This window comes from Pseudomonadota bacterium (assembly GCA_016195085.1).
Taxonomy (GTDB): domain Bacteria; phylum Pseudomonadota; class Alphaproteobacteria; order SHVZ01; family SHVZ01; genus JACQAG01.
In genome coordinates this window covers 25,045-31,044 of sequence record JACQAG010000079.1, presented here as the reverse complement: position 1 = coordinate 31,044, position 6,000 = coordinate 25,045, and the positions used below count along the sequence as shown (strand labels likewise).

Here is a 6,000-nt window from a genome sequence, read left to right as displayed (position 1 = left end):
CGGGGAGGGTCGGGGAGGGGTGATTCTCACCCCTCCCCAATCCCACCCCCCCGGGGAGGGTCGGGGAGGGGTGATCCGCACCCGTCCCCAATCCCACCCCCTGGAGTAGCCGCCCGGCACAATCGCCGGGCCGCCGCGTCAAGACACCTGGCGACGAGCCGTGGCGCGCGGGGCCTGAAAGGGCATGGCGAGACCAGCGGTTCGTGCCTTCCTGACTGCAGGGAAGGAGTGGAATTTTGTGTCATGCCGCTCGGCCGGAGCCTCCGATGGAAGCCTTCCTTGTCTCGCTCTCGAGCGTGGCGATCGCCGAGATCGGCGATCGCACCCAGCTCCTGTCTCTGGTGCTCGCCGCCCACTATCGCAAGCCCTGGCCGATCCTGGCGGGCGTGCTGTTGGCGACCTTGGCCAATCACGCCGCGGCCGGCCTCCTCGGCCAGTGGTTTGCCTTCGTGCTGACGCCGCCGATCGCCGACCTGCTGGTCGGCGCCAGCATGTTGGCGATGGCGATCTGGACCTTGCGGCCCGATACGCTCGAGGCGATGCCGCGCCTGGGACGTCGCGGCGCGTTCCTGGCGACGCTCATCGCCTTCTTCATTGCCGAGATCGGCGACAAGACGCAGATCGCCACCGCCGCTCTTGCGGCCGCCTGTAGCGGGCTTACCCAGGTCGTGCTCGGAACCACGCTCGGCATGCTGATCGCCAATGCGCCGGTGGTTTTTCTCGGCAAGGCCTTCGCTGATCGCCTACCGCTCCGCCGGATCCATCAAGCCGCCGCGCTGTTGTTCCTGGCGCTCGGCGCCTGGTTCCTCATCCGTGCCCTGACCGGGGCGGCCGAGCCACGCTAGACCACGTGCTCGGGTGCGAGCGCGCAGACATAGCCCGGGTGGCCGAGCTCGATCTGCAGGGTCGCATGGCCGATGCCGAAGCGATGTTTGAGCTCATGCGCCACCTCGGCCAGGAGCCCGTCATCGACCGTGGCTTCGGGCCGGACGAGATGCGCGGTCAGCGCCACCTCGGTCGTGCTCATGCCCCAGATGTGAAGATCATGCACCTCGCTCACGCCGGGCAGGCCCGCGAGATAGAGGCGGACCGCGCCGGCGTCGATGCCGCGCGGCACGGCGTCCAGCGCCAGGTCGACCGAATCCCTGAGCACGGACCAGGTGCCGACCACGATCACGCCGCTGATCGCCAGACCGACGATCGCATCCAGGCGCTCCGAGCCCGTCCAAAGAATGAGCACGCCGGCGCCGGCCACGCCGAGCGAGGTCATCGCGTCCGCCGCCATGTGCCAAAACGCACTGCGGATGTTGAGGTCGTGCCGCCTGCCCGAGGCGAACATTGCCGCAGTCACCCCATTCACCACGATGCCGATCAGCGCCACCACGATCATGGTGGTGCCGGCGACGGGCTCGGGCTGGATCAGGCGCTGGATCGATTCCCAGGCGATCCCGCCGGTCACCACCAGCAGCATGACCGCATTGGCGAGTGCTGCCAGGATGGTGGTGCTGCGCAGACCGTAGGTATAGCGCTGGGTCGGGCGGCGTTGACAGAGGCTGGCAGCACCCCAGGCCAGGCCGAGGCCGAGCACGTCGCTCAGATTGTGGCCGGCATCGGCGATGAGCGCGAGGGAGTTGGCGGCGAGACCATAGCCGGCCTCGGCCAAGACGAAGGCGAGGTTGAGCGCGATACCCACGGCAAAGGCGCGGCCGAAGCGATTGCCCGAGGGCCCGTGCCCATGCCCATGGTGATGGTGACGATGCCCATGGGCGCCACCGGTGTTGCTGCCAAGGGCAGGGGCGTGCTCGTGATCGTGGTCGGGCCTGGCCATCCGCATCCCCATCGCCGGGATTGACCGCTATGTTATAGCGTTATATGAATAGCTATTCATGTATTGGATATTTGACCCGTGCCGACCCCCTTGTCAATGAGCGCTGCGGCGTTGCGGACGCTGGCGGAGATCTTTCGGCTGATGGGGGATGCAAGCCGGCTCAGCATCATCCTCGCCTGCTTGGACCGGCCGATCTGCGTCTCCGACATCGCGGCCGAAACCAAGCTCTCGCCCTCGCTGGTGAGCCATCACTTGCGTCTCTTGCGCGGCGCCAGGGTGCTGACGGCCCTGCGCCAGGGGCGGCAGGTCTTCTATGCCGCAGCCGACGATCACGTCCGCCAGGTGATCCGCGACATGGCTGCCCACGTGGCCGAGCCCAAAACGGAGCGGACCCGGCAGCGCCGCGGCAAGGCGCCTCACCGTCTCAAAAGGTGAAGCGGGTCAGCTGGATCCGCGTACCGTTGGGGAGCGTCAAGCTCGCCGTCGTGGTGGTGCTGAACTGCACGCTCACCGCGCCCGCATCGCTCGAGGTCGAGGGCGGCCGATAGGCGCCGGTCAGGGTCTGACCGCCCGCATATTGCAGCAATCGTCCCTGATAGACCGTGGTTCCCGTCATCGCGCCTAAGCTCGTGTACCAGACCGGGCGGCCGACCGCGTCATACATGAAGCCGGAGAGGAACATGGTCGTGCCCTGCACCTCGAAGAAGAAACCGCGGCCGCCCTCGCTTGCGTTCCACCACCATCCGGTCTCGGGCATGCCCGCGGCCGGGCCGGCGGCGGCGCCTCCCGCGACGATGTCGAAGCGCTGGATCGCCATGCTGCCGCCGGGCCAAGTGAGCGCGCCGGTCGTTGGCGTGGCAAAGCTGACGGTCAGCGCACCGGGCGATCCCGTACGCGTTGCCGGCTGATAGAGGCCGGCCAAGGTTTGTCCGTTGCCGTATTGGTCGAGCGTGCCCTGGTAGGCCGCAGCCGTCGCCAAGGCGCCGCTCGCGGTGAGCCAGAGTGAGGAGGCATCGTCGGCGTAAAGGTAGCTCGAGAAGAAGATCCGTCCCTGGGCATTCACCTCCAAGCTGAAGCCACGGCCGGCTTCGGCCGGATTCCACCACCAACCGCTCTGCGGGCGCTGGCAGGAGAGCGTGCTCGCGCCCCCGGAAAAACTCGCGGGCGTGGCGGCGGATTTGACCCCGGTGCGGCCAACGGATTGGCAGCCGTCTATGGGCAAGGCACTATAGGTGACGACGTCGACGCTGCCGTAGTCGAGCGTGCCGCCGGCAGTCGAGAGGAACCCGGCGGGAAACACGTAGTCGGGAACCACCAGGCCCAAATTGGCGAAGGCTTGGGTTGCGATCAGCACCGATTTGCCGGCGGTGGCGAAGCTCGGCAGGTTCGAGGGGAAGGTCAGGACCTTGCGGCCCGCGGCGCTGGTGCTGGTGAGGCTGATGCCGCTCAGGAAGTTCTGCCCGCTGTAGCCGAACGCCTCGCGCAGCTTGACGAACTGCACGGTTCCATCGGCGTTGGAGAAGAGCTCGACGATCTGAAAGGTGTGGAACGATGCGCGGGCCGGCCCTCCCGGACCGAGCGCGCCGAGGAGAGCCAGACCAATGCATGCGGCGCGGTGGAACGCCGGTCCGCACTGCCGCCAAGGCTTCGAGATCACCTTCCCTCCCCGCGGATTGATTCTGGCGCCGCCTTACCACTCGCTCATTCGAACAGTCGGGAGAGAGACCTATTCCCGACCGGTCTCAACTTTGTGATCATGCTTGAGGCCATCGACAAACCCGTCATTGGAGCGGCAAGTATGCCACTTGCATGAGAATGGCCAGACTCCGCTCGCGAGGAGCACTACACCTCTTCCTGCCACGCCGGTTTCTGGAAGGCTGATGAGTGAGTTCACCCCCGATGGCCGCCCCGTCGGTCCCGCCACCTGGGCGGGCTTTCTTGCCATGTGCGCCGGCATGTTCATGGCCGTGCTCGACATCCAGATCGTCGCCAGCTCCTTGCCCGACATCGAGCGCGGCCTCGACATCCCGACCAACCTCTTGAGCTGGGTGCAGACGGCGTATCTGATCGCCGAGGTCATTGCCATACCGCTCACCGGATGGCTGACGCGTCTCTTGTCGCTGAGGGGCCTCTTCGTCGTGGCCGTGCTCGGCTTTACCGCCGCCAGCCTCGGTTGCGCGCTGGTGCATGGTTTCGGTCCGTTCATCGCCCTCCGCGCGGTGCAAGGCTTTTGCGGCGGCTCGATGATCCCCACCGTATTCACCTCGGTCTTCCTCATGTTTCCGCGCCGGTCCCAGGCGAAGGCGACGGCGATCGGCGGAGTCGTTGCCATGCTGGCGCCGACCTTGGGTCCGACCTTGGGCGGCTACATCACCGAGACCTATTCCTGGCACTGGCTGTTTCTCATCAATGTCGGACCGGGTCTCATCGTGGCGGTGCTTGCCTTCCGGCTGCTTAAGCACGAACGGCCGGCGTGGGACCTGCTGGCGCGGCTCGACTATCGCTCGCTCTTCTTGCTCGCGGTGTTCCTGGGCAGCCTCGAGCTCGTGCTGAAGGAAGGGCCCAAGCGCAACTGGTCCGATGGCGTGGTGCTGGCGCTCATCGCCATCTGCCTTGCCACCGGCATGAGCTTCATCCGCCGCAGCTTGAGGCAGCCGGATCCGCTGGTCGATCTGAGGCTGCTTCAGGAGCTGCGCTTTGCCGCGGGATGCCTCTTCAGCTTCATCCTCGGCATGGGGCTCTACGGCTCGGTCTATCTCCTGCCCCTGTTCCTTTCGTTCGTGCGCCAGCACACCGCGCTCGAGATCGGCCGGATCATGCTGGTGACCGGGGCAGCACAGCTCCTCGCCGCACCCTTCGCCGCCTGGCTCGAGCGCCGCAGCGACTGTCGCCTCTTGACCGGCGTTGGCTATGCCATGTTCGCGCTCGGAATGATCGTCAACGGCTTCGCCACCTACGAGACCGACTTCGACGGGCTCTTCTGGCCCCAGGTTCTGCGCGGCGTGGCGATGATGCTCTGCATCCTGCCGACCACGACGCTCGCCCTGGCGGCGCAGCTGGCTTCCCACATGGCGGAAGCGAGCGGTCTCTTCAACCTCATGCGCAATCTGGGCGGCGCCATCGGCATCGCTCTCATCGACACCGTGCTCGAGCTGCGTCCGTCCGTGCACGTGGCGACGTTCGTAGAGCGCCTACAGGCGGGCGATCCCAGGGCCGCGCTCGCGGTCGGTTTGCCGACCGACCGCTTCCACAACGTGCCACTGGGTCCGGTGGACGAGGCGACGAAAGCCGTGGTCGCTCCCTTGGTCGAGCGTGCCGCCGCGGTCGCGAGCTTCAACGAGGCCTGGCTCCTCGTCGGCATCCTGTTCGCGGCATCGCTGCTGCTGCTGTTCCTTCTGGGTCCCGCTGTCGCCGCCGAAAGAAGTCCAACCGGCCCGGAGCCTGACGCGTCGCTTCCGCGCTGAGAGCTATTTTCCTGCCCGCTCCAGCTCGACGATGCGGCGCTCGAGGCGGGCGATGTGCTGGTCCACCTCTTCGGCGGCAACGAGCCGGGGAATGTGCTGGCGACAATTCGTGTGCCACTCGGCGATCTCGAAGACGATGGCGCGCTCCGGCCTGGCCGTGTAGGCGGGGTCGACCAGGCGCGCCAGCAGCTCGGGATCGTTCTCCACGACGCTGGCCGTGCCCCACAGCTTGATGCGCTGCTGGTTCGCGTAATCCATGAGGAAGAGGAAGGCGCGCGGGTTTTCGCTGAGATGGCCGAGCGTGATGTAGTGGCGGTTCCCGGCAAAGTCGGCGAATGCGAGACGGCGCGCGCTGAGCGGCTTCAGGAAGCCTGTCGGTCCGCCCCGGTGCTGGATATAGGGCTGACCATCGGCGCCGGCGGTGCCGAGATAGAAGGAACGGCACAAGGCCAAGAACTCGGCCAGCACAGGCGTGACCGTGGCTCGGAGCGGGCGCTTCTCGGCGGCGCGGCGATTGACCCCACGCGAGCCCAGGCGCTCCTGCTGGGCCAGCACGGCAGGGCTGAAGGCGACATCGCCGAAGCGCTCCGGCATCTCCGTCATGGCAAGCTCCTGTGCATAGTGTATATACAGACAGGACTGTCTATTTAATATGCAACAAGGTGTTCTTCAAGGGGTGCGCGCATCGAGACCAAGCCTAGTGGTCAC

At 66.5% G+C, this 6,000-nt stretch carries 6 protein-coding genes; 3 read left to right on the top strand and 3 right to left on the bottom strand.

The window, feature by feature from the left end; all coding sequences use genetic code 11:
• Positions 1–266: 266 nt before the first annotated feature.
• The gene (locus HY058_21090; GenBank protein MBI3499801.1) at positions 267–845 is read left to right on the top strand and encodes a TMEM165/GDT1 family protein; all 579 of its coding nucleotides are present in this window, start codon (positions 267–269) and stop codon (positions 843–845) included.
• Here HY058_21090 and HY058_21085 read toward each other — a convergent pair.
• Entirely contained in the window at positions 842–1,828 is a 987-nt protein-coding gene (locus HY058_21085) for a cation transporter (protein ID MBI3499800.1), read from the bottom strand. The genes HY058_21090 and HY058_21085 overlap by 4 nt on opposite strands.
• A gap of 96 nt (positions 1,829–1,924) precedes the next feature.
• On the opposite strand from HY058_21085, the gene HY058_21080 reads away from it, so the two are divergent.
• The gene (locus tag HY058_21080; protein ID MBI3499799.1) at positions 1,925–2,263 is read left to right on the top strand and encodes a helix-turn-helix transcriptional regulator; all 339 of its coding nucleotides are present in this window, start codon (positions 1,925–1,927) and stop codon (positions 2,261–2,263) included.
• On the opposite strand, the gene HY058_21075 is transcribed toward HY058_21080, so the two are convergent.
• The gene (locus tag HY058_21075) at positions 2,253–3,485 is read right to left on the bottom strand and encodes a hypothetical protein (GenBank protein ID MBI3499798.1); all 1,233 of its coding nucleotides are present in this window, start codon (positions 3,483–3,485) and stop codon (positions 2,253–2,255) included. The two genes, HY058_21080 and HY058_21075, sit on opposite strands and share 11 nt — an antisense overlap.
• Positions 3,486–3,771: 286 nt before the next feature.
• Between HY058_21075 and HY058_21070 the strand changes: the two genes are divergently transcribed.
• Positions 3,772–5,292: a DHA2 family efflux MFS transporter permease subunit gene (locus HY058_21070; GenBank protein ID MBI3499797.1), complete on the top strand. Its 1,521-nt coding sequence runs from the start codon at positions 3,772–3,774 to the stop codon at positions 5,290–5,292.
• 3 nt (positions 5,293–5,295) lie between these two features.
• Here the strand turns inward: HY058_21070 and HY058_21065 are convergent, their stop codons facing one another.
• The gene (locus HY058_21065) at positions 5,296–5,895 is read right to left on the bottom strand and encodes a pyridoxamine 5'-phosphate oxidase family protein (GenBank protein ID MBI3499796.1); all 600 of its coding nucleotides are present in this window, start codon (positions 5,893–5,895) and stop codon (positions 5,296–5,298) included.
• Between the last annotated feature and the right edge of the window lie 105 nt (positions 5,896–6,000).

Excerpts from the sequence above, each read along its gene's own strand:
- HY058_21090 (MBI3499801.1), top strand. The coding sequence starts at position 267 with ATGGAAGCCTTCCTTGTCTCGCTCTCGAGCGTGGCGATCGCCGAGATC.
- HY058_21085 (MBI3499800.1), bottom strand. The coding sequence starts at position 1,828 with ATGGCCAGGCCCGACCACGATCACGAGCACGCCCCTGCCCTTGGCAGC.
- HY058_21080 (MBI3499799.1), top strand. The coding sequence starts at position 1,925 with ATGAGCGCTGCGGCGTTGCGGACGCTGGCGGAGATCTTTCGGCTGATG.
- HY058_21070 (MBI3499797.1), top strand. The coding sequence starts at position 3,772 with ATGTGCGCCGGCATGTTCATGGCCGTGCTCGACATCCAGATCGTCGCC.
- HY058_21065 (MBI3499796.1), bottom strand. The coding sequence starts at position 5,895 with ATGACGGAGATGCCGGAGCGCTTCGGCGATGTCGCCTTCAGCCCTGCC.